Annotated in this window: 22 protein-coding genes; 13 read left to right on the top strand and 9 right to left on the bottom strand. The window is 66.2% G+C overall.

Annotation, left to right across the window (positions count from 1 at the left end):
• Positions 1-70: 70 nt before the first annotated feature.
• Both fabG and fabI read left to right on the top strand, forming a co-directional pair.
• Entirely contained in the window at positions 71-796 is a 726-nt protein-coding gene (gene fabG, locus FB473_RS10530) for a 3-oxoacyl-ACP reductase FabG (RefSeq protein ID WP_167167184.1), read from the top strand.
• A 1-nt stretch (position 797) separates the two neighbouring features.
• Complete coding sequence (fabI, locus tag FB473_RS10525) at positions 798-1,571, top strand: enoyl-ACP reductase FabI (protein ID WP_167167181.1); 774 nt, start codon at positions 798-800, stop codon at positions 1,569-1,571.
• A gap of 90 nt (positions 1,572-1,661) precedes the next feature.
• Here the strand turns inward: fabI and FB473_RS10520 are convergent, their stop codons facing one another.
• Complete coding sequence (locus tag FB473_RS10520) at positions 1,662-2,510, bottom strand: NAD(P)H-binding protein (RefSeq protein ID WP_167167178.1); 849 nt, start codon at positions 2,508-2,510, stop codon at positions 1,662-1,664.
• Positions 2,511-2,587: 77 nt separating this feature from the next.
• Between FB473_RS10520 and FB473_RS10515 the strand changes: the two genes are divergently transcribed.
• Positions 2,588-2,995, top strand: a complete 408-nt coding sequence (locus FB473_RS10515) for a winged helix-turn-helix transcriptional regulator (protein WP_167167175.1) — start codon at positions 2,588-2,590, stop codon at positions 2,993-2,995.
• Between the two features lie 440 nt (positions 2,996-3,435).
• Here the strand turns inward: FB473_RS10515 and FB473_RS10510 are convergent, their stop codons facing one another.
• The gene (locus tag FB473_RS10510; RefSeq protein WP_167166414.1) at positions 3,436-4,746 is read right to left on the bottom strand and encodes an ISL3 family transposase; all 1,311 of its coding nucleotides are present in this window, start codon (positions 4,744-4,746) and stop codon (positions 3,436-3,438) included.
• A 218-nt stretch (positions 4,747-4,964) separates the two neighbouring features.
• On the opposite strand from FB473_RS10510, the gene FB473_RS10505 reads away from it, so the two are divergent.
• The 3 genes from FB473_RS10505 (at position 4,965) to FB473_RS10495 (ending at position 7,281) form a co-directional block, all read left to right on the top strand.
• The gene (locus tag FB473_RS10505) at positions 4,965-5,231 is read left to right on the top strand and encodes a hypothetical protein (protein WP_167167172.1); all 267 of its coding nucleotides are present in this window, start codon (positions 4,965-4,967) and stop codon (positions 5,229-5,231) included.
• Positions 5,232-5,853: 622 nt separating this feature from the next.
• Positions 5,854-6,339 carry a DUF456 family protein gene (locus tag FB473_RS10500; RefSeq protein ID WP_208390518.1) on the top strand — a complete coding sequence of 162 codons (486 nt, stop codon included), beginning with the start codon at positions 5,854-5,856 and terminating at the stop codon, positions 6,337-6,339.
• Positions 6,340-6,477: 138 nt separating this feature from the next.
• Positions 6,478-7,281 (top strand): ABC transporter ATP-binding protein, encoded by an 804-nt coding sequence (locus FB473_RS10495; protein WP_167167169.1) that lies wholly within the window; start codon positions 6,478-6,480, stop codon positions 7,279-7,281.
• A gap of 127 nt (positions 7,282-7,408) precedes the next feature.
• Here FB473_RS10495 and FB473_RS10490 read toward each other — a convergent pair whose 3' ends face one another.
• Both FB473_RS10490 and FB473_RS10485 read right to left on the bottom strand, forming a co-directional pair.
• A complete protein-coding gene (locus tag FB473_RS10490) occupies positions 7,409-8,434 on the bottom strand; it encodes a bile acid:sodium symporter (RefSeq protein ID WP_167167166.1) in 1,026 nt (341 codons plus the stop codon).
• 184 nt (positions 8,435-8,618) lie between these two features.
• Positions 8,619-9,491, bottom strand: a complete 873-nt coding sequence (locus FB473_RS10485) for a class I SAM-dependent methyltransferase (protein ID WP_167167163.1) — start codon at positions 9,489-9,491, stop codon at positions 8,619-8,621.
• Between the two features lie 271 nt (positions 9,492-9,762).
• Between FB473_RS10485 and FB473_RS10480 the strand changes: the two genes are divergently transcribed.
• Positions 9,763-10,575, top strand: a complete 813-nt coding sequence (locus FB473_RS10480) for a TrmH family RNA methyltransferase (protein WP_167167160.1) — start codon at positions 9,763-9,765, stop codon at positions 10,573-10,575.
• 34 nt (positions 10,576-10,609) lie between these two features.
• Here the strand turns inward: FB473_RS10480 and FB473_RS10475 are convergent, their stop codons facing one another.
• Together FB473_RS10475 and def are read right to left on the bottom strand one after the other, a co-directional pair.
• Positions 10,610-12,229: an NAD-dependent malic enzyme gene (locus tag FB473_RS10475; RefSeq protein WP_243863919.1), complete on the bottom strand. Its 1,620-nt coding sequence runs from the start codon at positions 12,227-12,229 to the stop codon at positions 10,610-10,612.
• 166 nt (positions 12,230-12,395) lie between these two features.
• Complete coding sequence (gene def / locus FB473_RS10470) at positions 12,396-12,983, bottom strand: peptide deformylase (protein ID WP_167167154.1); 588 nt, start codon at positions 12,981-12,983, stop codon at positions 12,396-12,398.
• A gap of 131 nt (positions 12,984-13,114) precedes the next feature.
• On the opposite strand from def, the gene FB473_RS10465 reads away from it, so the two are divergent.
• Positions 13,115-14,050: a tyrosine recombinase gene (locus FB473_RS10465; RefSeq protein ID WP_167167150.1), complete on the top strand. Its 936-nt coding sequence runs from the start codon at positions 13,115-13,117 to the stop codon at positions 14,048-14,050.
• Between the two features lie 56 nt (positions 14,051-14,106).
• Here the strand turns inward: FB473_RS10465 and FB473_RS10460 are convergent, their stop codons facing one another.
• Positions 14,107-15,033, bottom strand: coding sequence for a peptidoglycan DD-metalloendopeptidase family protein (locus FB473_RS10460; protein WP_208390517.1), 927 nt, complete (start codon positions 15,031-15,033; stop codon positions 14,107-14,109).
• Between the two features lie 462 nt (positions 15,034-15,495).
• Between FB473_RS10460 and rpsB the strand changes: the two genes are divergently transcribed.
• Positions 15,496-16,419, top strand: coding sequence for a 30S ribosomal protein S2 (gene rpsB, locus FB473_RS10455; RefSeq protein WP_167167144.1), 924 nt, complete (start codon positions 15,496-15,498; stop codon positions 16,417-16,419).
• Positions 16,420-16,459: 40 nt separating this feature from the next.
• The gene (gene tsf / locus FB473_RS10450) at positions 16,460-17,269 is read left to right on the top strand and encodes a translation elongation factor Ts (RefSeq protein ID WP_167167142.1); all 810 of its coding nucleotides are present in this window, start codon (positions 16,460-16,462) and stop codon (positions 17,267-17,269) included.
• 429 nt (positions 17,270-17,698) lie between these two features.
• Here the strand turns inward: tsf and lipA are convergent, their stop codons facing one another.
• Positions 17,699-18,694 (bottom strand): lipoyl synthase, encoded by a 996-nt coding sequence (gene lipA / locus FB473_RS10445; protein WP_167167139.1) that lies wholly within the window; start codon positions 18,692-18,694, stop codon positions 17,699-17,701.
• A gap of 1 nt (position 18,695) precedes the next feature.
• Entirely contained in the window at positions 18,696-19,379 is a 684-nt protein-coding gene (gene lipB / locus FB473_RS10440) for a lipoyl(octanoyl) transferase LipB (RefSeq protein WP_208390747.1), read from the bottom strand.
• 126 nt (positions 19,380-19,505) lie between these two features.
• On the opposite strand from lipB, the gene FB473_RS10435 reads away from it, so the two are divergent.
• From FB473_RS10435 to FB473_RS10425, 3 genes are all read left to right on the top strand, one after another.
• The gene (locus FB473_RS10435; RefSeq protein ID WP_167167131.1) at positions 19,506-20,309 is read left to right on the top strand and encodes a FadR/GntR family transcriptional regulator; all 804 of its coding nucleotides are present in this window, start codon (positions 19,506-19,508) and stop codon (positions 20,307-20,309) included.
• 186 nt (positions 20,310-20,495) lie between these two features.
• Entirely contained in the window at positions 20,496-21,860 is a 1,365-nt protein-coding gene (locus FB473_RS10430) for an MFS transporter (protein WP_167167128.1), read from the top strand.
• Position 21,861: 1 nt separating this feature from the next.
• Positions 21,862-23,712 (top strand): D-apionate lactonase family protein, encoded by a 1,851-nt coding sequence (locus tag FB473_RS10425; protein ID WP_167167125.1) that lies wholly within the window; start codon positions 21,862-21,864, stop codon positions 23,710-23,712.
• Positions 23,713-23,805 lie beyond the last annotated feature (93 nt).

Genomic DNA, 23,805 nt, shown 5'->3' with positions numbered 1-23,805 from the left:
CAACGATGGCGCCGCGTTTTTGTGGCGGTCGCGCGGCGGGCCGAGGCGGACGGCCGTTAGGTTGGGGATCGTGACTGAATCCGTCGACCGACAGGGCCGGGTCGCCCTGATCACCGGGGCGAGCCGCGGCATCGGTGCCGCGATCGCCGAGACACTCCGAGATTCCGGGTACCGGGTGGCGGGTTTCGCCAGGTCGGACGCCGCCCCCGCCGGGGTGCTCGGCGTGGCCTGTGACATCACCGATCCGCAGGCCGTGGACGCGGGTTTCGCCACGGTGGAGGCCGAACTCGGGCCGGTCGAGGTGCTCGTCGCGAACGCGGGGATCACACGCGACACGTTGCTCATGCGCATGAGCGACGACGACTGGCAGCAGGTGGTCGACATCAACCTCACGGGTGCTTACCGGGTGGTGCGGCGCGCGACCAGGGGCATGGTGAGGCAGCGCTTCGGGCGCATCGTCGCCATCAGCTCGGTGGTGGCACTGCTGGGGTCGGCCGGGCAGGTCAACTACGCGTCCACGAAGGCCGGGCTGATCGGCATGATGCGCAGCGTGGCACGCGAACTTGGGGGACGCGGTGTGACGGCCAACGTCGTCACCCCGGGTTTCATCCAGACGGAGATGACCGAGGTGCTGGACGAGGCGACTCGCAAGGCGTATGCGGAGCGTATCCCGGTGGGCCGCATGGGGACGGCCGCGGATGTCGCGAACGCGGTGAGGTATCTGGTGTCGGACGAGGCGGGCTACGTCACCGGGGCGGTCGTCCCCGTGGACGGTGGCCTGGGAATGGGGAACTGACATGGGCATTCTTGAGGGCAAGAACGTGTTCGTCACCGGCGTGACGCTGAACACGTCGATCGCCTACGCGGTGGCACGGATCGCTCAGGAGGAGGGTGCCAACGTCATCGTGTCGAACTTCGGGCGGGGCATGAGCCTGACGCGGCGCGTCATCAAGAAGCTCGATCCGGTGCCCGAGGTGATCGACCTCAACGTCACCGATCCGGAGCAGCTGGCCGGGCTGCCGGGGCAGCTCAAGGAACTCGGCTTCGCCCGGCTCGACGGGCTGGTGCACTCGATCGCGTTCGCTAACCCCGAGCGCGCCCTCGGTGGGGCTTTCCTGCAGACCGGGTGGGACGATGTGTCGCTCGCCCTGCACACGTCGGCCTATTCGTTGCAGAGCCTCACGATGTCGGTGCGCGACATGCTGGTCCCCGGCTCGTCGATCGTCGGGCTGACCTTCGACGCCACCGTCAGCTGGCCCACCTACGACTGGATGGGCGTGGCCAAGGCGGCCCTGGAGTCGACCAACCGCTACCTGGCCCGTTACCTCGGCCCGGACGGCATCCGCAGCAACCTCGTGGCCGCAGGCCCGGTCGACACGATCGCGAAGAAGGCGATTCCGGGGTCCGCGTCCTTCAACGACGTGTGGGCCCAGCGTGCGCCTCTGGGATGGGATCCCAAGGACGCCACCCCGGTGGCCAAGGCGGTGGTCGCGCTGATGAGCGACTGGTTCCCCGCGACCACCGGGACGATGGTGCACGTCGATGGCGGGCTTCATTCCACTGGAGCCTGACAGCCAACGCGCAGCATCGCCCGGTGCCAGAATCGCCTGGACGATCCGGAGGAGCGCCGCGGCCGAGAAAGCTGAGGCCGCGCTCGGCCTCTACGCGGCTGCGCGCAGGGTGTCGATCAGCGGGGTGGTCGGGCGGCCGATCAGACGGCTGAGATCGCCGGTGACGATGCCCAGTTCACCCGCGGCGATGGTGGCGTCGATCGCCACCGCGAACCCGGCGGCGCCTGCGTCCACGCCTGCCTCGGCGAGGATCGATGCGTGTTCGGCGGGCGACACGTCGTGCACGGTGATCTCGCGTCCCAGCACCTCGCCGATCGCTGCGGCCAGGTCGGCCTGGGTCCAGGCGACATCACCGGAGAGTTCGTAGATTCCCGAGGGCCGGTCGGCGGCCAGCGCGGCGGCGGCCGCCTCGGCGTAGTCGGCGCGCGCGGCGCTGGCGACCCGTCCCTCCCCGGCGCTGGTGAGCACGGTGCCGGTCTGGGCGGCTGAGTGCAGCGTGCCGACGAAGTTCTCGGTGTACCAGCCGTTGCGCAGCAGCACGGGGGTGACTCCGGATTCGGCCAGGTAGTCCTCGGTGGCGACGTGCTCGGATGCCAGAGGATTGCTGGTCGCTTTCGCACCGAGCAGGCTGGTGTAGGCGATCCGCGACACCCCGGCGCCGACGGCAGCGTCGATCACGGCCTTGTGCTGGGCGAACCGCCTGCCGACCTGGTTGGAGGAGATCAGCAGGAGCCGGTCCACGCTGTCCAGTGCAGGGGCGAGGGTATCGGAGCGGTCGTAGTCGAACTCACGGACCGTTACGCCCCGGGCGGCCAGCGGTGCCGCCTTGCCGAGGTCGCGGACGAGCGCGACGATCTGGTCGGCCGGGACGCGGTCGGCAAGGGCGTTGATGACCAGGGTTCCGAGCGCACCAGTGGCGCCGGTGACAGCGAACGACATGGACTCCTCCATTCGGGTAAACTTACTTGGCGTAAGAACTATATATCAGTAAGTAAGTCCGTCAACCGGAAGTCGCCATGAAACCGATGCCCTTCAATGTCTTCGATGCTCGATGTACCTCCCGCGAGGTGCTCGACCATGTGATGAGCCGCTGGGGTGCGCTCACCCTGGTGGCCCTTCGTCCCGGAGAGCTCCGGTTCGCCGAGATCGCCAGGGCGGTCGGCGGTATCAGCGACCGGATGCTCTCCCAGACCCTCAAGATCCTCGAGGCCGACGGGTTCGTCACCCGTACGGCTCCGGGCGTCCGCCACGTCGAGTACGGGGTCACGGCAGACGGCGCGCGGGTGGCTGATGCTCTGGCGGGACTCATTGACGCCGTCTACGGGGTCATGCCTCATGTCATGGAGGGCCGTCCCGGTGCGGCGAGCTCCGTCGGTGCGGGCGGTCACGGCCGGGCCGAGCACCGTGAAATGGGGCCGGAGTAGGAACGCTCCTGGTCGGCCGTGTGCCTGGACGAGCGGCATCGGTGCCGCCTTGTGCACGGAACGCCCTGAGCACCGCATGACCACAACTGCTGCCACGCGCGGGCCCGTCGGTGGACCAACGAAGACGCCGTGGTGGTTGTCGGGTGGGTGGCATTGGGGTCTTGACGTGGCAGGACCACGCGGGAGAACCTATCTGGGTAGTCGTTGTGGACTTTTCCCCCAGGAGTTCTGATGCGTCGGAGCATCTGTGTTGTCGGCCGGATCTGCCTTACTGCTGTGCTTGTGACGGGGCTCGGAGTGTTTGGCGCGTGCGCACCTGCGGGAAACACGTTGTCTGTGCTTGATCGGCCGAGGCAAGATTTTGACGATCCGCCTCTCGAGATGGCTAAGAAAGGCGGCGTGCCTCTTCCTGATGAGTGGCGGTGGTTCGGAAATGTGGCTCATCCGAATCCAGGGTGTAGTCGGGGTCTGAATCCGCCGGCCTCGAGGAGCGATCTGGCGATGTAGTTGGTGAGGTTGCGGAAGCCGAGGGCGGAGCCGCGTAGGTGTTCGAGTCGGCCGTTCATGGCCTCGGTAGGCCCATTCGAGGTGCCGGGGCGGTCGAAGTAGGCCAGGACGTCGGCAGCGCGTCGGTTGAGAGTACGGCCCAGGGTCCGCAGCTCGGTCAGCGTGGCCGGGACTCCCTGTGCGAGGGAGGCGATCAGGTGGGTCATGAGGTCTCGTCCCCGGGTCCGGTCGGGTTCGCGGTAGGCGGTGACCATGCGCTGGTAGACGGCCCAGGTGGCCTCGACCTCGACGTGGTCGTCCCCGGTGAACAGCCGATCGAGCCGTTGCTTCTGCTTGTCGGTGAGCAGGTCGGCGCCGGTGTGCAGGGTGCGGCGGGCGGTGTAGAGCGGGTCGCCCTTGCGGCCGCGGTGGCCACGGGTGTGCTGCTGGACGCGGCGGCGGCACTCATCGAGCGCGTCACCGGCCAGGCGGACGACGTGGAAGGGATCCATGACCGCGACCGCGTCGGGCAGTTCCTCGGTGGTGGCGGTCTTGAAGCCGGAGAAGCCGTCCATAGCGACGACCTCGACGCCGTCTCGCCAGGCCTGGGGGCGTTCGGCGAGCCAGGTCTTGAACGTCTGCTTGGAGCGTCCCTCGACCATGTCGAGCAGCCGCGAGGGCCCGGTCCCGTCCCGGACGCCGGTGAGGTCGATGATGACGGTGACGTACTTGTCCCCGCGGCGGGTGTGGCGCCACACGTGTTCGTCCACGCCGACGGCCGTGACGCCGTCGAAGCGGGTCGGGTCGTCGATCAGGACGCGGCTTCCTTCGGCCAGGACCGCGGTGTTGGCGGTGTTCCACGAGACACCGAGCCCTTCTGCGACGCGGGCGACGGTGAGGTGCTGGACGACGATGCCCTCCAGGGCCCAGCGCAGGCCCCGGCGGGAGAGCTTGGCCCGCGGCTCGGCCGCGGCGGTGGTGTCCTGGCGCCACACGTGCCCGCATCCGGTGCACCGGTAGCGGCGCACCGTGACCTCCAGCGTGGTGGGGCGCCACCCCAGCGGCTCGTGCGCGAGCTCGCGGGTGACGGTGTCGCGTGGCGTGCCCTCGCAGCCGCACCGACGGCACCACCCGTCGGGCTCGACGACCCGGCAGGCCAGGACCGCCCGGTCGGGCTCGAGGCGCTGCCCGACGACCTGAAGGCCGAGCTCGTCGAGGCGGGCGAATGTGGTCAGGTCAGGGCGAGCGAAGGTAGCGTCGGGCACGTCGAGGTCTTCCGGATGGGTGGCGTGAGAACCTCCATCTTCGGAAGACCTCGACCCCTATCCGGTGACCGACGCGCCGCCCCGCACTACACCCTCAACTGCGAAGAGCCGGAAATGTTCCTGATGGCCACCTTTATCTTGGTGTGAACCGTGATGATGTCGTCTGTACGATAGCCAGTTATGCGGGGCGTCATGCGTTTTTTAACTGTGGCGCACCCGTGAGCTATCTGCCACAGTTCGCCTTCTTCTATGCTGATGAGAACCATGCGCCCATCAGCTACATAGTAGTTCAGGATGGATACGATTATCTGACCACCGATGACGGCTTGTACTGCCTCATCAATAACAACCTGGTTGTCATCGTGAACCCGACGGGGCAGGAGCAAATGATGATTCACTCCTATGACGGTCGGAAGTCCATGGATGTGGCCGCTCCGGCCGCAACTGCCCCGACTGTGCCTCTTGGGGAGCGTTATTGCGCCTAATCGGTTGAGACAAGAGGGAATAATCACGAGTAAGAAAAGTCGTATCATTAATGCCGTGCTAGCGACAGTAGTGGTTGGGTCGTTGTCTTTGTCGCCCGCTTATGCCGACGGTGAAATCGGCGATGATACGACCTCGCCGCAAGGATACTGGTGCGGAACAGCCCACATTTCGAGTCGGTACTTTTGAGACGCTGTCGGCGCTTATGCGATTAAGGGCTCCGGTACGCGAGTCGGCTCCTCGAAGGTTGTAGGACGAGCGTCCAACGCAACTGTTGAAACGTGGGCCTTGACTTCCAGCAGAATGAGAGTTTCTTGGAGCGTCGGCACAGGCGCGGCAGTTGGGGCGTATACCGCCAATTCCTACCCGCGTTACTGCCAGAGCTATTCGTCGAACGCGATCGATTGCGGAGTTGAATGAACCTGTAGGACCCGCGTCTGAATCGTGGTCTTTCCGTGTGCTTGCGATAGCAAAGTGATCTTCCGGATGAGTGCGCAGGGAAGCCTTGTTGGTGCATGAAGCCCACATGCAGGCCGCCCGGTACGATGGGCGACGTCGGCGGGACGCCCGCTCGACAAGGGCCTGGTGGCCCTGGCCGGGGATGACGGACGATAAGGAGCAGCCGTGGAGGCAGTCGTGACGATCGTGGCCGGCATGCTCCTGCTCGTCGGGGCGCTCGGGGTCATCTTCCCCGTGCTGCCCGGCAGCATTCTGGTGATCGTCGGGTTGCTCGTGTGGGCCATCGGCATCGGTGGGCCGGTCGGCTGGGTCGTCTTCGGTATCGGTGCCGCCTGCGCCCTGGCGGGCATGAGTGCGTCCTGGCTGCTCACAGGGAAACGCCTCAAGGAACGCCAGATCCCCAACCGCACGATTCTCGTGGCCACGGTGGTGGGAGTGATCGGGGCCTTCGTGATCCCGGTCGTCGGTCTGATCATCGGATTCATCGCCGGTCTGTACGCATGTGAGTGGCTCCGGTTGCGGGACGCGGGCGCGGCATGGGAATCGTCGTTGGTGGCCCTGAAGTCGACAGGGATCGGCATGCTCATCGAGTTCGGTTGCGCGGGGCTGGCGATCACGGTCTGGGTGATCGGTGTGTTCGTTCATTTCTGAGGCGGTGGACGCCCGGGCATACGACACCCGACGCCACGTCGCGATCCGCCGGGGCGTGCCCGGCTGCGCCGGGCGGCTGGGCCCGCTATCGTCGGGGGCGGTGGTCCGCTTCCCCGAGGGCCCGAGGAAGGCAAGGTCATGGTTGCAGTAGCCGAGTTGGCCGGGGTCAGCGTTCGACGCGGACAGGCGCTCCTGCTCGACAATGTCGATTTTGTTGTGGACGAGGGACAGCGCTGGGTCGTCATCGGCCCCAACGGCGCGGGCAAGACCACCCTGCTGCAGTTGCTCAGCGCCCAGATGCACCCGACGACCGGCGTGGTGGAACTGCTCGGCGAATATCTCGGTGCCGTGGACGTGTTCGAACTGAGGCCCCGCATCGGTGTGTCGTCGTCCGCGATCGCTGTGCGAATTCCTGGGCACGAACTGGTGCGTGACGTGGTGGTCTCCGCGTCCTACGGCGTGGTGGGACGCTGGAACGAGCGCTACGACGAACAGGACTACGGGCGTGCGGATGCCCTGATGCGCGAATTCCACGTGTCGGAGCTTGCCGATCGCACCTTCGGCACGCTGAGCGAGGGCGAGCGCAAGCGTGTCGAGATCGCTCGTGCGCTGATGACCGATCCCGAGCTTCTGCTGCTGGACGAGCCCGGTGCTGGGCTCGACCTGGCGGGCCGCGAGATCCTTGTCGCGACGCTGTCGGAGCTGTGCCTCGATCCGGACGCGCCCACCACCGTGCTGGTCACCCACCACGTGGAGGAGATTCCCGCCGGGGTGAGCCACGCGCTGCTGCTCTCGCACGGCAAGGTGGTGGCCGCCGGCCCAATCGATCAGGTGCTGACCAGCGACAACATGACGTCGGCTTTCGGTCTGCCGTTGAAGGTGGGGATCGCCGACGGACGCTGGTCGGCGCGGATGGACATCGAGCACGTGCCGACCGCGTAGTTCGCAGGCGGCATGCACTGCTCAACTCAACTGGAGTGATGGCGCGGCCCGGGGAGGCCGTCGTGATCGGCCCGGTCGGTTTGGTGCTTGTCCTGCTAGTGCGCAGAACGCAGGTGAATCGGTGCGGCTACTCGTTCGCATCATTGCCAGGACGATTGTCCTCGTCCAACCAGGCTTCGTCGTTCTTGGAATAGCGGGACGCCAGGGTGCTGCAGATCATGAGCTGCATCTGGTGGAAGATCATCAGGGGCAGCACCATCAGGCCGACCTGGGCTGCAGGGAACATGACGGCGGCCATGGGCACGCCCGTGGCGAGCGACTTCTTCGTCCCGCAGAACTGGATGGCGATCTGGTCGCGGCGGTTGAAACGCAGCCAGCCGGCCACGTGCCAGGTGAGCCACAGCATGAGGGCGAGTATCACCGCGTTCACGACGAGGATGATCGCGATGTCGGCGAGACCGGTGCGCTGCCAGATACCGTTGCGCACGCCCTGGCCGAAGGCCTTGTAGACCACCAGCACGATCGATGCCTGGTCGAACAGCTTGAGACGCGGGTGCCGGGCGACGAAATCGGCGGTCCAGCGGCGTGAGAGCTGGCCGAGGATGAACGGCGCCAGGATCTGCAACGAGATGTCGAGGATCGAGCTGGGGTCGATGTGCAGGCCGGTGGTGCTCATCAGCGCGATGGCCAGAAGCGGGGTGATGAAGACTCCCAGCAGATTCGACATGGAAGCGCTGACGATCGCCGCGGCGACGTTGCCGCGTGCGATCGAGGTGAAGTTGATCGAGCTCTGCACCGTAGACGGCAGCAGACACACCCACAGCAGCCCGCGGTAGAGCTCCTCGCTGATGACCGATGGGACGAGCAGCCTCAGCGCCAGGCCGATGATCGGGAAGGCCACGTAGGTGAACGAGAGGATGACGGTGTGCAGTCGCCAGTGACGCAGACCTGTGAGCGTCTCGGCCGGTTTCAGGCGCACCCCGTAGAGAAAGAACAGGATCGCAATCGTGATGGTGGACGCCCAGTCGACCACGGGGACGGCGGCGCCCCCCGCGGGTAGGACTGTGGCGGTGACCGCCGCCAGGACGATGGCTATCAGGAACCAGTCGAGGCGCTTCCACCACGGTTTGGCCTGATGAGGGGCTTGACTCACCCGTCCAACGATACGGGTTCGCCGGGTGGCCGGTTTCGCGGCCGACAGGTGACAACAATGACCCGAGCCCACCGAACGCGGGCCCGGGTCATCGCCTCTGGGAATTCCATGCGGTAAGTTTTCGTGTTCTTCTTGTCTCCTCTCGTCGGGTGTGTTTGTCTCTTCCTCTCTGGGTGCGGAAGGATCAGTGGGCGTGGGTCGGCCAGACCTCCTCGTAGCTGGCCGGGTGAACGTCCCACCACAACACCACTGACCGGGTCGTGACGAGGAACGTCACGCTCCCGTCCGGATTCGTGGTGGTGAAGTGGTCGACGTTCGTGCGGAATGCGGCCTCCGCCTGTGCGCCCGGCAGCATGGGCCGCAGGACGCGAAGGTAGTCGTATTCCTCCTCGGGAGTGGCGAAAGTGCGGGTGAACCCGTCGGGGACGACGACGACATTCGGCTCGAAGCCGAGGTCGTAGACGATGTTGTAGAGCACGTTGTACGCCAGGCGACGATCAGGGGAGCCGTGTCCTCGCATCGAGTTCTGAGGGTCCTGTGCGCCCTCGAAGATGCGATCGAGGATCGGCGGGATGCTCGGCGCGTTCGCCCACATCACCACTGCGACGCGTTTGCGGGCGAACTCGCTCAGCCGCTCGAGTTGACTGAGAGCGACCGTGCGTGAGCAGATCACGATGTCGTGGAGCGGGACGTTCTCACCGGCCACGGCCTCGTGCCAGTCGAGCTGGAGGTAGTCGACATTGTCGAGCCCCGCGGCCGCCACGTTGGCGCGGCAGGCGTCGAGCATGCCGGACGCCGAGTCCATCGCCGTGACCCTCGCGGCCCGCCGTGCCATGGGAATGCTGATCCGCCCCGGACCACAACCGATGTCCAGCACCGTGTCGGCCGCGTCTGTGGGGAATGCGTCCACCTGGTAGGTGGTGTGCTCGGCTTCCATCTCGGCCATACGGGCGTACATGGCAGCCATGGCGCTCCAGTCGACCGCACCGCCCGGCCCGCCCGCTGGGCGTCCCAGACGAGCGAACTGCAGTTCCTTCCAGTTGATGAGCGGTTCCATGGCTACTTGCTCCCCGCCATGATGGCTGCGAGCTCGTCGTCGGTCAGCGTGCGTCGGACCGTCGGGACTGTCCCGGCGGTCTGCATGATTCTCTCCGCAAATGCGGTATGAGCGTGCCAATTGATCCGCATATGCGGGGAGGCTAGTCGAACAAGGTGTTACGTTGATGTGACGCCGCATTTCGGAACGCGGGACGCCTGCGCTCGCTCGCCTGGTCGTCTCGCGTCTCACGGGGCCTTGCGATCGTCGGCCCGGGCTATGATCACCGCCCGTGGCCCACATGATCTCGATCGACGACCCGCACGACGAGCGGCTGCACGACTACGTCGACCTGCGGGACGTCTCGTTGAGGCGAAGCCTGGAGGCCGACGAAGGACTGTTCATTGCCGAGGGTGAGAAGGTGATCCGCCGCGCGGTCGAGGCGGGGTATCGTCCTCGGTCGTTCCTGCTCGCCGAGCGGTGGCTGAACGGCCTGGCCGACATTCTGCAACGCAGTGAGGCGCCGGTGTACGTCGTGGACGAGGCGCTCGCCGAGCGGGTCACCGGATTCCATGTGCACAGAGGAGCGCTGGCCTCATTGGAGCGGGTCACGCGCTGGCGGATGGACGATCTGCTGGATGCCCAGCGTCTGGTGGTCTGCGAGGACATCGTCGATCACACGAATGTCGGGGCGATCCTCCGCAGCGTGGCCGGGCTCGGCTGGGACGGTGCGCTGCTCGCCCCGCGCGCTGCTGACCCGCTCTACCGCCGGGCGATCAAGACGTCCATGGGTGCGGTGTTCTCACTTCCGTGGGCACGATTGGACGACTGGCGCGGGGGCCTGCAGCGTCTGCGCGAACAGGGGTTCATGATCGCGGCCATGGCTTTGCGGGACGATTCGGTGACCCTGGACGACCTGGCCGCGGATCTCGTCGCCAGGCACCGCAAGCTCGCCCTGCTGCTGGGGACCGAAGGCGACGGGCTCAGCGCGCACTGGCTGAGCCAGGCCGACGTCGTCGTGCGCATACCCATGGGGCACGGCATCGACTCGCTGAACGTTGCCGCCGCGGCGGCCGTGGCCTGCTACGAGTTGCGCATCCGCTGAGCCGGCAGCTGGCCACGTCCCGAGTCGGAAGACCTCAGATGACCTCGACCTCGGGGTACACCGGCTGCCACATGTTGTCGTAGACCTCCTGGATCGGCGTGGTGAGTTCGCGTCCCGCAAGGCCCTCCTTCTCCGCGACCTCCGCGACGGCGACCGCGACGCGGGCCGAGATGCTGCGCAGCTGGGTCATGGTCGGAAGCAGCGAGGCACCCGGACGCCGATCGGTGACCGCCGAGGCGACGGCGGCAGCGGCAGCGGCGATCATGGTGTCGGTGACCCGGGAGGCCAGCGAGGTGATCACGCCGAGCCCGATGCCCGGGAAGATCAGCGCGTTGTTCGCCTGTGCGATGTTGTAGGTCACATCGTTGTGGACGACGGGTTCGAACGGCGAGCCGGTCGCGATCAGGGCTGCCCCGTCCGTCCAGTCGAGAAGGTCGGAGGGGAGAGCTTCCGCGCGGGCCGTCGGGTTCGACAAAGGCATGATGATCGGGCGTTCACAGTGCGCGGCCATGTCGGTGACGATCGGCCGGGTGAACGCGCCCGCCTGGGCGGACGTGCCGATCAGGATCGTGGGCTGCACGTTGCGGATGACATCCGCCAGGCGGTATTCGCCGGGCACGTCCAGCTTCCAGTTGTCCACCTCGTTGCGGGGCCGGGCGAACGGGGCCTGGAAATCGCGCTGCCGACCGCCTTCGATCAGCAGGCCGTGGCTCGACAGTCCCCAGAAGTGGCGGGTGGCTTCAGCCCGCGTCATGCCCTCGCTCACCATCACGTCCACAAGCAGGTTCGCGATGCCGACCCCCGCGGTGCCCGCCCCGTGGATGACGATGCGATGGTCCTCCAGCCGACTCCGGGTGGTTCTGACCGCGGACAGCAGCGCTGCCACCACGACCCCCGCCGTTCCCTGGATGTCGTCGTTGAACGTGCAGATCTCGTCGCGATACCGGGCGAGAATGCGATGCGCGTTGCCGGCCGCGAAATCCTCCCAGTGGAGCAGAGCATGGGGGAAGCACTCGGTGACCGCGTCCACGAAGCTGCGCACGAACTGGTCGTACTCCTCACCGCGCACCCGGGCGTGGCGTATGCCCAGATAACCGGGGTCGTTGAGCAGGTCCAGGTTGTCGGTGCCGGTGTCGAGGACGACGGGCAGCACCCTGTGGGGGTGGATCCCCGCCGCGGCCGTGTAGACGCTCAGCTTGCCGACCGTGATCGCGACTCCGCCGACTCCCTGGTCCCCGATGCCCAGGATGCCTTCCGAGTCGGTGACGACGATGAGGTCGATGTCGTCCGCGCCGCGGCCGTCGGCCTGCAGCGAATTCACGATGTCCTCGGGATGATCGATGTTGAGGTAGACCCCGCGCGGCTTGTGATACCAGTGGCTGTACTCCTGGATCGCCTTGCCGATCGTCGGGGTGTAGACGATCGGCAGCATCTCCTCGATGTTCTCGGTGAGCAGGCGATAGAACAGCGTCTCGTTGCGGTCCTGCATCGTGCTGAGGTAGATGTACTTGGCCAGATCGGTGGGCTCGTGGGAGTACTGCCGATAGACGCGGCGGAGCTGGGCCTCCATGCCCACGACTGCGCTCGGCATCAGACCCGTGAGTCCCAGGGACTCCCGCTGTTCGGTGGTGAAGGCGGTTCCAAAGTTGATCATCGGGTTGTTGAGCACATCGCGGCCTCTGGCGGCGACACGGACGACCCTGCGGCCATTGCGACGGACGAATTCGAAATCCCTGGACACGTGTGGGAGCCTATCGTCCCGCCGGGGGGCGGGAGGCCCATTCGGCGTGCCGTGGAATCCTCGGGATTCCGGCGGACTCCTACAGCGACTTGCCTTTGGGGTTGACCGGCCAGTTCTCCGGGTACAGGTGCGCCTGTTGCTCCTTCTGCTTGTCGAGCAGGCGCCGCGACCGGTTCGACAGGCGGTCGCCGAACACCGTGCCGTGCAGGTGGTCGGTCTCGTGCTGGACGCACCGGGCCAGCAGCCCCGTCGCTTCGATCCGTACCGGTTCCCCGTGCTCGTCGGCGCCCTCGCAGACCGCATGATCGGGGCGTGCCAAGGGCTGATAGGCTCCCGGCCAGCTGAGGCAGCCCTCCTCGGTGGCGTCCAGGCGCCGGTCCTTCCCCTCGGGAAGAGTGACGACCGGGTTGCACACCACTCCGTGGCGCAGATGGTTGTCGGCGTCGGGGCAGTGGTAGACGAAGATCGCCAGATCGATCCCGATCTGTGGGGCCGCCAGTCCCACGCCGTCCGCGGCCTCCATCGTGGCGAACATGTCGGCGACCAGACTCTGCAGGTCGTCCCCGAACTCGGTGACGGGCCGGGTCGGCGTTCGCATGACGGTCTCGTCCCATCGAGTGATCCGCCGTATCGTGCCCCGTTCGGCCCATTCCCGTGGAGTTGGCATTCTCGCCCACCTTCTGTCCAGCTGTCTGCGCGGCCCGTAGCGGGGCCTGACCAACCCAACTTATACGACCTCCCGTGCGGCTCCGCCAGCCGTGGGGCGCGAAGGGGGATGCTGGATCGAGGAGGTGCGTAGTGGACGAACCGACGCCCCGCGAGCTGCCGGCCGGCTTCCAGGAGGTGCTGGACGAGTTCGCCGAGCATCTGACCTGGCAGGAGAACCGCTCGGAGCACACGGTGCGCGCCTATCGCGGCGACGTGGACGATCTCATGCGTCATCTGCTCGCCAACGGCGTCGAGAGACTCGATCAGGTCGGTCTCGCCGATCTGCGGGGTTGGCTCGCAGGTGAGCAGTCGGCAGGGCTGTCGGCGGCCACGCTGCAGCGGCGCAGTGGCGCGTGCAGGGTGTTCTTCCGCTGGGCGCGGTCCCGGGGATTCGTCGTCGACGACCCGGCGGCTGCGCTCAAGTCGCCCAAAGTGCCCCGTCGCCTTCCACGAACGCTGACCCGGGACGATGCCGAGACGCTCATGAAAGCGGTGATGGACGCGGCGCAACTGGACGACACCCCGGCCGCCGTTCGCAATGTCGCGATCCTGGAGGTGCTCTACAGCTCCGGGCTGCGCGTCTCGGAACTCTGCGGGCTCGACCTTTCCGACATCGACCTCGACCGCGGGGTGCTGCGTGTGCTCGGCAAAGGTGACAAGGAGCGCACCGTGCCCGTCGGCGTGCCCGCCCTGCGTGCCCTGGACGCGTGGCTCGCCCGGCGTCCCGAATGGATCGGTCCTGCCTCGCGGCAGGCGGTGTTCCTCGGTCACCGTGGAGGACGCCTCGATCCGAGGGTCGCCAGGCGTGTCGTCCACGAGGCGATGCGCGCCATACCGGATGCCCCCGACATCGGGCCGCACGGCCTGCGCCATGCGATGGCCACGCATCTGCTGGAGGGAGGCGCCGATCTGCGGAGCGTCCAGGAGATGCTCGGGCACGCCTCGCCCGCGACCACGCAGATCTACACCCATGTCAGCGGGGAACGCCTGCGCCAGGCGTTCCAGCTGGCCCATCCGCGGGCCTGACCGTCCGTCCGCCCCGGTTCGTCCGCGGGCCCGGTTTTTCGCGAGCATCCGATGCCTCAGCCCACGCCCAGGGGATCGACCGTGGAACCGTCGACGGTGACCGAATAATGAAGGTGGCAGCCGGTCGAGTACCCCGTCGTCCCCACCAGACCGACGATCTCGCCGGCCCGCACCTGCTGGCCGGCGCTCACGTCGATCCTCGACAGATGCGAGTAGGACGACCCTCGTTGTGCGCCGCCGACCGTGCCATGATCCAGCTCCACCCGTAGCCCGAAGCCTCCGGCCGTTCCTGCCGCGAGGACGACGCCAGGCGCGGACGCGACCACCGGCGTCCCGCACGGGACTCCGATGTCGATGCCGTCGTGGAACTCGGTCGCGCCGCTGATCGGATTGACGCGTGACCCGAACGGGGACGTCACGGGCCCAGCGACGGGCAGGCCACCCGCGAGCGCGGTCACCGCGTCAGCCGATTCGATCGCTCCTTCCGGTGGCTGTTGGCGCGGTACGGCCGATCTGGGCAGCAGCCGCACCTCGCCTGCTGCACCGCCGCCGAGCCAGACCATCGGGTCGAGGTAACGCTCGCCCTGGCGCACGCCCCAGTGCAGGCAGGCGCCGGTCGTGCAATGCCCCGGGAGCAGCGTGCCCAGCATCTGACCCGCACGGACGGCCTCGCCCCGCGAGACTGCGGGATCCACGGGCTGGTAGGTGGTGCGGATACCGTCGGGGTGCTGAACGCTCACCATGGAGACCCCGTTGATCGTCCCGACCCAGGCGACCGTGCCGTCGGCGGCCGCCATCACCTGGGCGCCCGCGTCGCCGCCGAGGTCGACACCACGATGCCCCCGCAACCAGTCGGGCTCGGCGGCCTCGAAGTCCCGCAGCACCGGGCCGGGCAGGGGAACGACCCGCGACGTGGGGGACGCGGCAGACAGTTGCGTCCCCGCGCCGACAAGGCCGAGCATGCACGTGATCAGGAGCAGCACGAGGCCCAGGATCGCCGCGCCTCTTGTGACGGCGAGAGGACAGAAAGGCGAGGTGCGGCGTCGTCTTCCATCGGGCGCCGCAGGTGCCGGGTGAATCCGGGATGGTTGCATGCTTAGGTTGTTGGTGAGTCCGGGGTCCGTGCGCCAGAATCGTCGTCCCTGTGGACAAGTTCGGTGCGGCCGCGGCCTACGCGGAGCATCGTGGTTGGCGCCCTTCAACTCGACTGCGTAAGATGGTTCCCGCAGTTCGCATATGCGGGCTGACTTCGCATGTGCCAAACCGGGGCGAGCCCCCGGACCGGGCTCCCGAGGTCTCGGCACCACACGGTGATCGGGCGGGGTGCGGTGGCACGTCAGGCGGTGGCGACCAGTCACCGGAAGAACCCAGTGGGCTGCGTGCCCACACGATCGGGCGCCCGCAGCAGGCCTAGCGGCAGGCGGGTGCCCCGGAAAGGAATGACCATGGCCGTGGTCACCACTCGTCAGCTGCTTGAGAACGGCGTCCACTTCGGGCACCAGACGCGGCGTTGGAACCCGAAGATGAAGCGGTTCATCTTCAACGAGCGAAACGGCATCTACATCATCGACTTGCGTCAGTCGCTGACTTACATCGACAAGTCGTACACCTTCGTCAGCGGCGTCGTTGCCCGCGGAGGCCAGGTGCTGTTCGTCGGCACCAAGAAGCAGGCGCAGGAGGCCATCGCCGAGCAGGCCACCCGCGTCGGCATGCCGTTCGTCAACCAGCGTTGGCTGGGCGGTATGCTCACGAACTTCTCCACCATCAGCAAGCGCATCGCGCGGCTCAAGGAACTCGAGTCGATGGACCTCGAGAACGTGGTTCCCGGCGGTCTGACCAAGAAGGAGCTCCTGGGCCTGCGTCGCGAGAAGGACAAGCTCGAGAAGTCCCTCGGCGGCATCCGCGACATGACCCGCGTTCCGCAGGCCGTGTGGATCGTGGACACCAAGAAGGAACACCTGGCCATCGACGAGGCACGCAAGCTGCACATTCCGGTGGTCGCGATCCTCGACACCAACTGCGATCCGGACGAGGTCGACTACCCGATCCCGGGCAACGACGACGCGATCCGCTCCGTCTCGCTGCTCACCAGGATCGTCGCCGACGCCGTGGCCGACGGCCTCGTGAACCGTTCGCAGGGCGGATCCGGCGATCAGGCCGAGGTCGAGCCGATGCCCGATTGGGAGCGTGAACTGCTGGCCACGTCCGAGGAGGGTAAGGCCGAGGAGAGCAAGGCCGAGGAGGGTAAGGCCGAGGAAGGCAAGACCGAGGAGCCTGCAGCGGAGGGTGAGGCAGCCGCCGAGCAGCCGAAGGCCGACGAGCCCGCAGAGCCGGAGCCTGCAGCCGCGGACGCCGCCGAGGCCAAGTGACAACAGCCCGTCCACAACGCGAAAAGGACACCAGGAGAACATGGCAATTACCGCCGCTGATGTGAAGAAGCTGCGCGACCAGACCGGCGCCGGCATGATGGACGCCAAGAAGGCGCTGACCGAGGCCGAGGGCGACTTCGAGCGCGCGATCGAACTGCTGCGCGTGTCGGGTGCCGCGAAGGTGGCCAAGCGCAGCGACCGTTCCGCCAACAACGGCCTCGTGGCCGCCACTGGCAGTTCGCTGATCCAACTCGGCTCCGAGACCGACTTCGTCGCGAAGAACCAGGAGTTCATCGATCTCGCCGAGCGGGTCGTGGCCGCTGTCGAGCAGGGTGGGGCGACCGACGCGGCGACCGCGTTGGCGCTTCCGCTCGGCGAGGGCACCGTCGCGGACGCGGTGGGCGCTCTTGAGGCCACGATCGGCGAGAAGCTCGAACTCGCCAACGTGGCGCACTTCGATGGTTCGGTGCACACCTATCTCCACCGGCGCAGCCAGGACCTCCCGCCGCAGGTCGGCGTCCTGGTCGAGTACGAGGGGGATGACGAGGAGTTCGTCCATCAGGTCACCCTGCAGATCGCTTCGATGCGGCCCGACTACGTGACGCCCGCAGACGTGCCCGCCGAGGTGATCGAGCGCGAGAAGCGCATCGCCACCGAGGCCGCTCTGGAGGAGGGCAAGCCCGAGAAGATCATCCCGCGGATCGTCGAGGGGCGCGTCAACGCCTTCTACAAGGAGACCTGCCTGTACGAGCAGCAGTCGATCACCGATGACAAGAAGTCGGTCGGCCAGCTGGCCAAGGATGCCGGCGTGACGATCAAGCGCTTCGTTCGCTTCGTCGTCGGCGCCTGATCCAACCGAGAACAACGACAGAGGCGGCGGCCCCCATGGGGGCCGCCGCCTCTGTCGTTCGGTGTGTTCGGTGCGTTCTGCGTGAGAACGGCGCCGGGCGCTCCGGTCAGACGGGCGTTGAGCCTGTCGAAACGGTGGGTGTGGTCCTTTCGACAGGCTCAAGGACCGGCCGACAGGCTCAAGGACCCGCCGACAGGCTCGAGGACCGGCCGTTGAGCTTGTCGAAACGGTGGGTGTGGTCCTTTCGACAGGCTCAAGGACCCGCCGACAGGCTCAAGGACCGGCCGTTGAGCTTGTCGAAACGGTGGGTGTGGTCCTTTCGACAGGCTCAAGGACCCGCCGCCAGGCTCAAGGACCGGCCGTTGAGCCTGTCGAAACGGGGGTGTGGTCCTTTCGACAGGCTCGAGGACCGGCGCGGCGCACCTCGGCTCACAGCAGGCGGCTGGCCTCCTGCCGAGCCGTGCCCTCGTCCGCGATATGGGCGAGCTCGGGTGGAATCGACCTGCCCAGCTTGTTCATGACGCGCGCCCAGAGCCGGCCTGACCGGTAGGAGGAACGAACCATCGGCCCGGCCATCACACCCAGGAATCCGAGCTCGTTCGCCAGCTTCGCGTACTCGATGAACTTCTTCGGGGGAACCCACCTGTCGATCGGGTGGTGCAGTGCAGAAGGCCGCAGGTACTGCGTCAATGTGAGGATGTCACAGCCCGAGTCGACCAGGTCGCACATGGCCTCGTACACCTCGTCGTCGGTCTCACCCATACCCAGGATGAGGTTCGACTTGGTGATGAGCCCGTGTTCCTTGCCGAAGGCGAGTACGTCGAGTGAGCCCTCGTAGCTGAAGGCGGGCCGGATCTTCTTGAAGATGCGTGGCACGGTCTCGAGGTTGTGCGCGAACACCTCGGGTCGTGCGGCAGCGACCTGGCCGAGCGCATCGCGGTCGCCGCGGAAGTCCGGTATCAAGATCTCGACGCCGGTTCCCGGGCTCATGGTGTGGATGGCACGGATCGTCTCCGCGTACAGCCAGGCTGCGCCGTCCGGCTCGTCATCGCGCGCGACTCCGGTGACCGTCGCGTATCGCAAGCCCAACTCGCGCACCGATTCGGCGACCTTGCGGGGCTCGGCCACGTCGATCATCATCGGGCGCCCGGTTGCGATGTCGCAGAAGTCGCAACGGCGCGTGCACACCGAGCCGCCGATGAGGAAGGATGCCTCGCGGTCTTCCCAGCATTCGTAGATGTTGGGGCATCCGGCCTCCTCACACACCGTGTGCAGCCCGCGCGAGCGCGCCATGTCCTTGAGGTGGAGGTAGTTGGGGCCCAGGCTGGCGGTGTTGCGCAGCCATTCGGGCTTCTCCTCGATGGGCACGGAGGCGTTGCGCAACTCCAGCCTGAGGAGCTTGCGGGTGCCGGTCTCGGTCGTCATCTCAGGCCACCTTCTCGGGTCGGGGTTGCTCGGGCCGGGATTGCGCGAGCAACTCGTGCAGTGCTGCGCTCGATCGGAAACCGAGTTGCAGGCGCTCGATCACATCGGCGGGAGTGATCTCGCGCCCGAGTTCCTGACTGATGGAGGTCACGCCCGCGTCCTCGATGCCGCAGGGGATGATGCGTCCGAAGGGCCGCAGGTCGTTGTTGCAGTTGAGCGCCAGGCCGTGCATGGTGATCCACTTCGAGATGTGGATGCCGATGGCCGCGATCTTTCGTTCCGGGCCGCGGTCGTCGGCGGGCAGCCAGACACCGGTGCGCCCTTCAACCCGCGTGGAGTGGACGCCGAGGTCCGACAGGACGTCCATGATGATGCCTTCCAGAGCGCGCACGTATTTCACCGCGTTGAGGGGAATCGCCAGCCGGACGATGGGGTAGGCGACGAGTTGACCCGGGCCGTGCCAGGTGACCTTGCCCCCACGGGGTATCTCCACGACGGGGGTACCGTCCCAGGGGTACTCATCGGGGCGTGCCTGGCGTCCTGCGGTGTAGACCGGCTCGTGCTCACAGAACAGCACCGTGTCGTCCCGCGCGCCCCGCTGCACCTCGTTGTGGACGCGTTCCTGCGCGCGGAGGCCGACCTGGTAGTCGACATACGTTGGGGCCAGTCCCAGGGACTCCATCATCAACGCCACGTCCCAACCTTACGCACCTGCGGCAATCCGTGCGTGCCTCGGTGTGGCGACGCGGCGGGGCAGGTCGAACGACTACGGACGAAGCGCTCGTACCATTGACCCGTGAGGATTGGTGGCATGGGCGAGTCGCCCTGGAGGGACGAGGCCGAGGGTGCGCTGCCGGATGTCAGCTCCGTTGTCGTCGGCAACTCGCCATCGGCCCGGACCGCACAGATGGTGCTCGCAGCGATCTCCTCGGGTCAGCTCGGGGTGGGGGAACGGCTGCCATCGGAGCGCCAGCTCGCGGAGACACTCAATGTGGGACGTTCCGCTGTGCGAGAGGCGCTCGCGACCCTCGAGATCCTCGGTGTCGTCGAGGTGCTCCCCGGATCAGGTACGTACGTTCGTTCGCCGACCTCCGAGGTGCTGCCCCGGACGCTCGCCTGGGGGTTGCTGCTCGAGCGGGACTCACTGGGTGAACTGTTCGACGTGCGCGACGCGCTCGAGGTGAAGTGCGCGACCATCGTCGCTGGCCTTGACCCGGCCCCCGACCTGACCGCCCTGAGTGAGACGGTCGACGATCAGGCAGCAGCTGTCGTGAGTGGGGACGTCGACGCCTACGTGTCTGCCGACCAGCGCTTCCACATCGAACTCAGCCGACTTGCCGACAACACGATCCTGTCGTACCTCGGCTCCACGGTCAGGGCGCTGCTCCGTGTGTGGATCGAACGGCAGGTGCGGACGGTCACCGAGATGCAGACCGCGCAGGAGGAGCACGCGGCAGTGCTGCGTGCGATTCGGGCAGCCGATCCGGATGGGGCCGCGAAGGCAATGGCCGAGCACATGCGGACGGCAGCTGAGCGGCTCGCCCAGTTCACGGAGGCGAGTCTCGCGGAAACCCGGGAAGAAGCGGAACCGTCTCGGCGCGGTGCGTCTGCCTGATAGTCCCATAGCCACAACCGACAGCAACTCAACTGAACACAGTCACTGGGGAGAGCCTGTCGCCACAAATACAGGTCAACCGGTTGACCACTCTGAACGATCGTTCTACGCTGACACACGCAACGGTGCTTGGACATGGGGGCTGCGAGGTCGCAGCGGTGTCCTGATTGCTCGAAAGGGGTCAACGTGGATTCGCAGGCAGGAATCTCCCGGGCAGCGGCTCTGGCTGCCGACGAGGGGCAGGACTCGGGCAACTCCGAGGAAAAACAAGAACGGCACTACATCATCTATCTCATCATCGTCGCGCTCTTCGGCTGGGCTCTCGCGGCGTACGACACGAACCTGTTCAACCTCACGATCGCCGACATCACGGCGGATCTGAGCATCTCTTCCTCGATGCTCGGGGTGATGGGGATGTTCGTGTATGCCGCCGAGTTCTTGATCGCGCTCTACATGGGGCACGTCATGGACAGGCGCGGACGCAAGTATGCCTGGATGTTCTGCCTCATCATCGCAGGCATCTTCACCGGTCTTACCTTCTTCGTGCAGGGATTCTGGACGCTGGTCCTGGTCCGATCGATCGCATCCGGCTTTGCGAACGCTGAGTTGGCCGTCTCAGTGACCCTCGTGAACGAAGAAGTGCCGGCCAAACGGCGCGGCATGCTTTACTCCATCGTCCAGTCGGGCTACACGGTCGGTGTCTTCATGGCCTCGGGCATGTACCTTCTCGTCTCCGGCCTTGGGTGGAGATCGGTCTTCCTGTTCGGTGTATTGCCGTTGATCCTGGTGGCTGTCGCCCGCGGCAAGGTTCGGGAGTCCCCGAGGTTCCTGCACATGAAGGCGCTACGAGAGGCCCTAGCGAGCGGCGACGAGGAAACGGTGACCCGGCTTCAGGGCGAGCGGAACGTCAATGTCGAGGAACTGGCCAAAGGCAAGTTCTACCAGCTCTTCGACAAGGAGGGCGGTGTGAAGCGCACGGCAGTGACGATGTCTGTCACGTGGCTGCTCTATGGGATGTCCTACGTCGCCACGAACATCTATCTGGCCTACTGGATGACCGAGGTCAAGGGCTGGTCGTCGGCGCGGGTGGCGTCGCTGCTGCTCGTGGGCGGAGCGGCGGGCGTCCTCTTCTACATCGTGGGTGGGTTGCTCGGTGAGAAGTACGGCCGTCGGAACGTGCTGATCGGCTCAGCTGTGTGTATTCCTCCGTTGGCGTTGTTGATCCTTCTCAGCGGAAGCGACAGTGTGCTGCTGGTGGCTATTTTCTTGCTGTACCAGGCGACGAACGGTACATGGTCGGGGGTCGGCTACACCTACCAGGCGGAGGTTTACCCAACGCGCGTGCGAGCACTCGGGGTTGGTTGGATGAGCGCCATGCTGGTCGGTGGGTTCATGCTCGGTAGCCTGATCTGGGCATGTCTGACCGCGGTAGTCAGCCTTGAGACGACGTGGCTCGTGATCGCTGTCGGGTTGGGGGCGGCTCAGGCTGCGTCGACGTTCTTCCTCCCCAGAGTGGAGCCCGGGATGGAACTCGAGGAGATAGCTGCCTGACATGAATTCGGTTGGGGTGACACGTCAGATCGGGCAAGAAGGCGCGATTGATTCCGGCGGAGCATCTGGAGCCTCGACGGGTGCAAGGACGGACGACGGTCCCTTGGCGTGGGGGCCATGGTCTGCCAAGCTGGCCGATCGCGAGTTGTTCGGCATCGAGTTCGATGGCAGCCGGGTGCTGGACGGGGTGCGTCTGGCCGTGCGCGACCCGGATTGGTACACATTGCGCGGTGTCGTCGAGACTGAAGATCAGGTGTGGACCGACGACGGTCTGTCGGTAACCGTCGTCGAGCGTCTCACGAGTGACGATGCTGATCTGACGGCCGAGATCCGCTTTGCGATCGAAAACCAGGGGGCGTCCGTTGGTCTCCGCCTGCGCGCATTGCGGGATTCGGCGGTGAACCGCGCTGGCCTCGTGGCTCTGTTGCCGGGAACCTTGGCGGGATCCGATCTGACGGTGGATACCGTCGACGGCTATTCGCACCCGCTTCGTCTTCCTGTCCAGGTCTCGCCCTATCAACCGTGTCTAGGTATCAAAGGGTTGCGATGGACACGTGACGGAGTGGACGTTGAGGTGGACTTCGCGGGCGACACCTTCGAAATGGAAGATCAGCGCAATTGGTGCGATTTCTCCTTCAAGGTCTACAACCGCCCCTTGGGTCTGCCCTTCCCGTACATGCTCCGGAAAGATGCGGTGATCTCCCAATCTGTCGTGGCGCGTGCGAGGCATGCCCCACAGAGCGAAGGGCGTCGGATATCGGCCGCCTCACCGCGCTCTTGGAGGTCCGTGGATGGGGGTAGGGGAGGACTGCCGACTTTCGATCTAGGAGCGAGTACACGATTCCTGGACTCCCCGCCTTCGGCCGACCTCGGCTGTGAGGTTCCGGATGCCCTCGTGTTGGAGGTCACCGACCGGGACCCGCTTGGCCGCATCGCGGAGCAAGCGCGCCGGGAGACGAGAGGTGCTGGAATCCCGCTGGACCTGCGGGTGCGGGCTGGCTCCGAGGCCGGGCTCGAAAGCGTTCTCGACTTCTTCGGGCAGACGGACTTGCGGATCGCCCGGTTGGCGGCTTTCGACGCCTCGACTTTGGTGACTGAGAGCGACGTGTGGCGATCCCTGGTGCGGCTCAACCGAAGTTTTGGAGCGGAACTCGTGGCGGGCACATGCGGGCACTTCGCGGAGTTCAACAGGAACGTGCATAGATTTCCCTCTGATGCCGACGGGTATTGCTTCTCTCTGAGCCCCCAGATGCACGTACAGGAGCAGAGGCATATTCGGGAGGTCGTCGACGCGATACCGGGAGTGATCGCAAGTGCTCGCGAACTGGTGGAAGGGCGTCCCCTGTTGATCGGCCCGATCACCCTGCGTCCGAGGTTGAACGCGGTCGCGACTCGCGAGGGTGGACCCGGCCCATCTGATCTCGCTGGCTTCGGGCCGGAGTATGTGTCGGAGAGCACGGATGCTCGCCAGGGAACTCCGTTCGCGGGTGCCTGGACTGCAGCGTGCCTCGCTCAGCTCATTGGGTCGGAAGTAGCGGAGGTCTGCCTGTACGAGAGCTCAGGGCCGAGGGGAATCCGCGAGCCCGATGGCCATTTGTCTGCCTGTGGTGAGGCAATCGAATGGTTCCTGGGGCATCGAAGAGGGACGATCCACGAGTTAGGAGCGTTTCTGCCGACCGGAGCCTACGGCGTTGTGGCCGCTCGCGATGGGACGGGCGAGATCCTGTTGACAAACCCGGGGTGCGATGAGATCGACGTACCTGAGATCGTCGTCGGGGGGTTCCGGTTCCCTGGGATTGTCGTTCCTGCTTGTCGCGTACGCATCGTGAAAGGCGAGGGAGCTATGGGGTAGCGCTGTACGGGAATCGCGTCATGGGTAGGTAAACCCCGGAGTAAGCCAGACACGCGATTTCGAGAGATCGCTCTCGCAACTATCGGTCAACCG

Source organism: Brooklawnia cerclae, assembly GCF_011758645.1.
GTDB lineage: Bacteria > Actinomycetota > Actinomycetes > Propionibacteriales > Propionibacteriaceae > Brooklawnia > Brooklawnia cerclae.
Note: the sequence above shows the minus strand (reverse complement) of the source record. Positions and strands in the feature narration are given on the sequence as shown.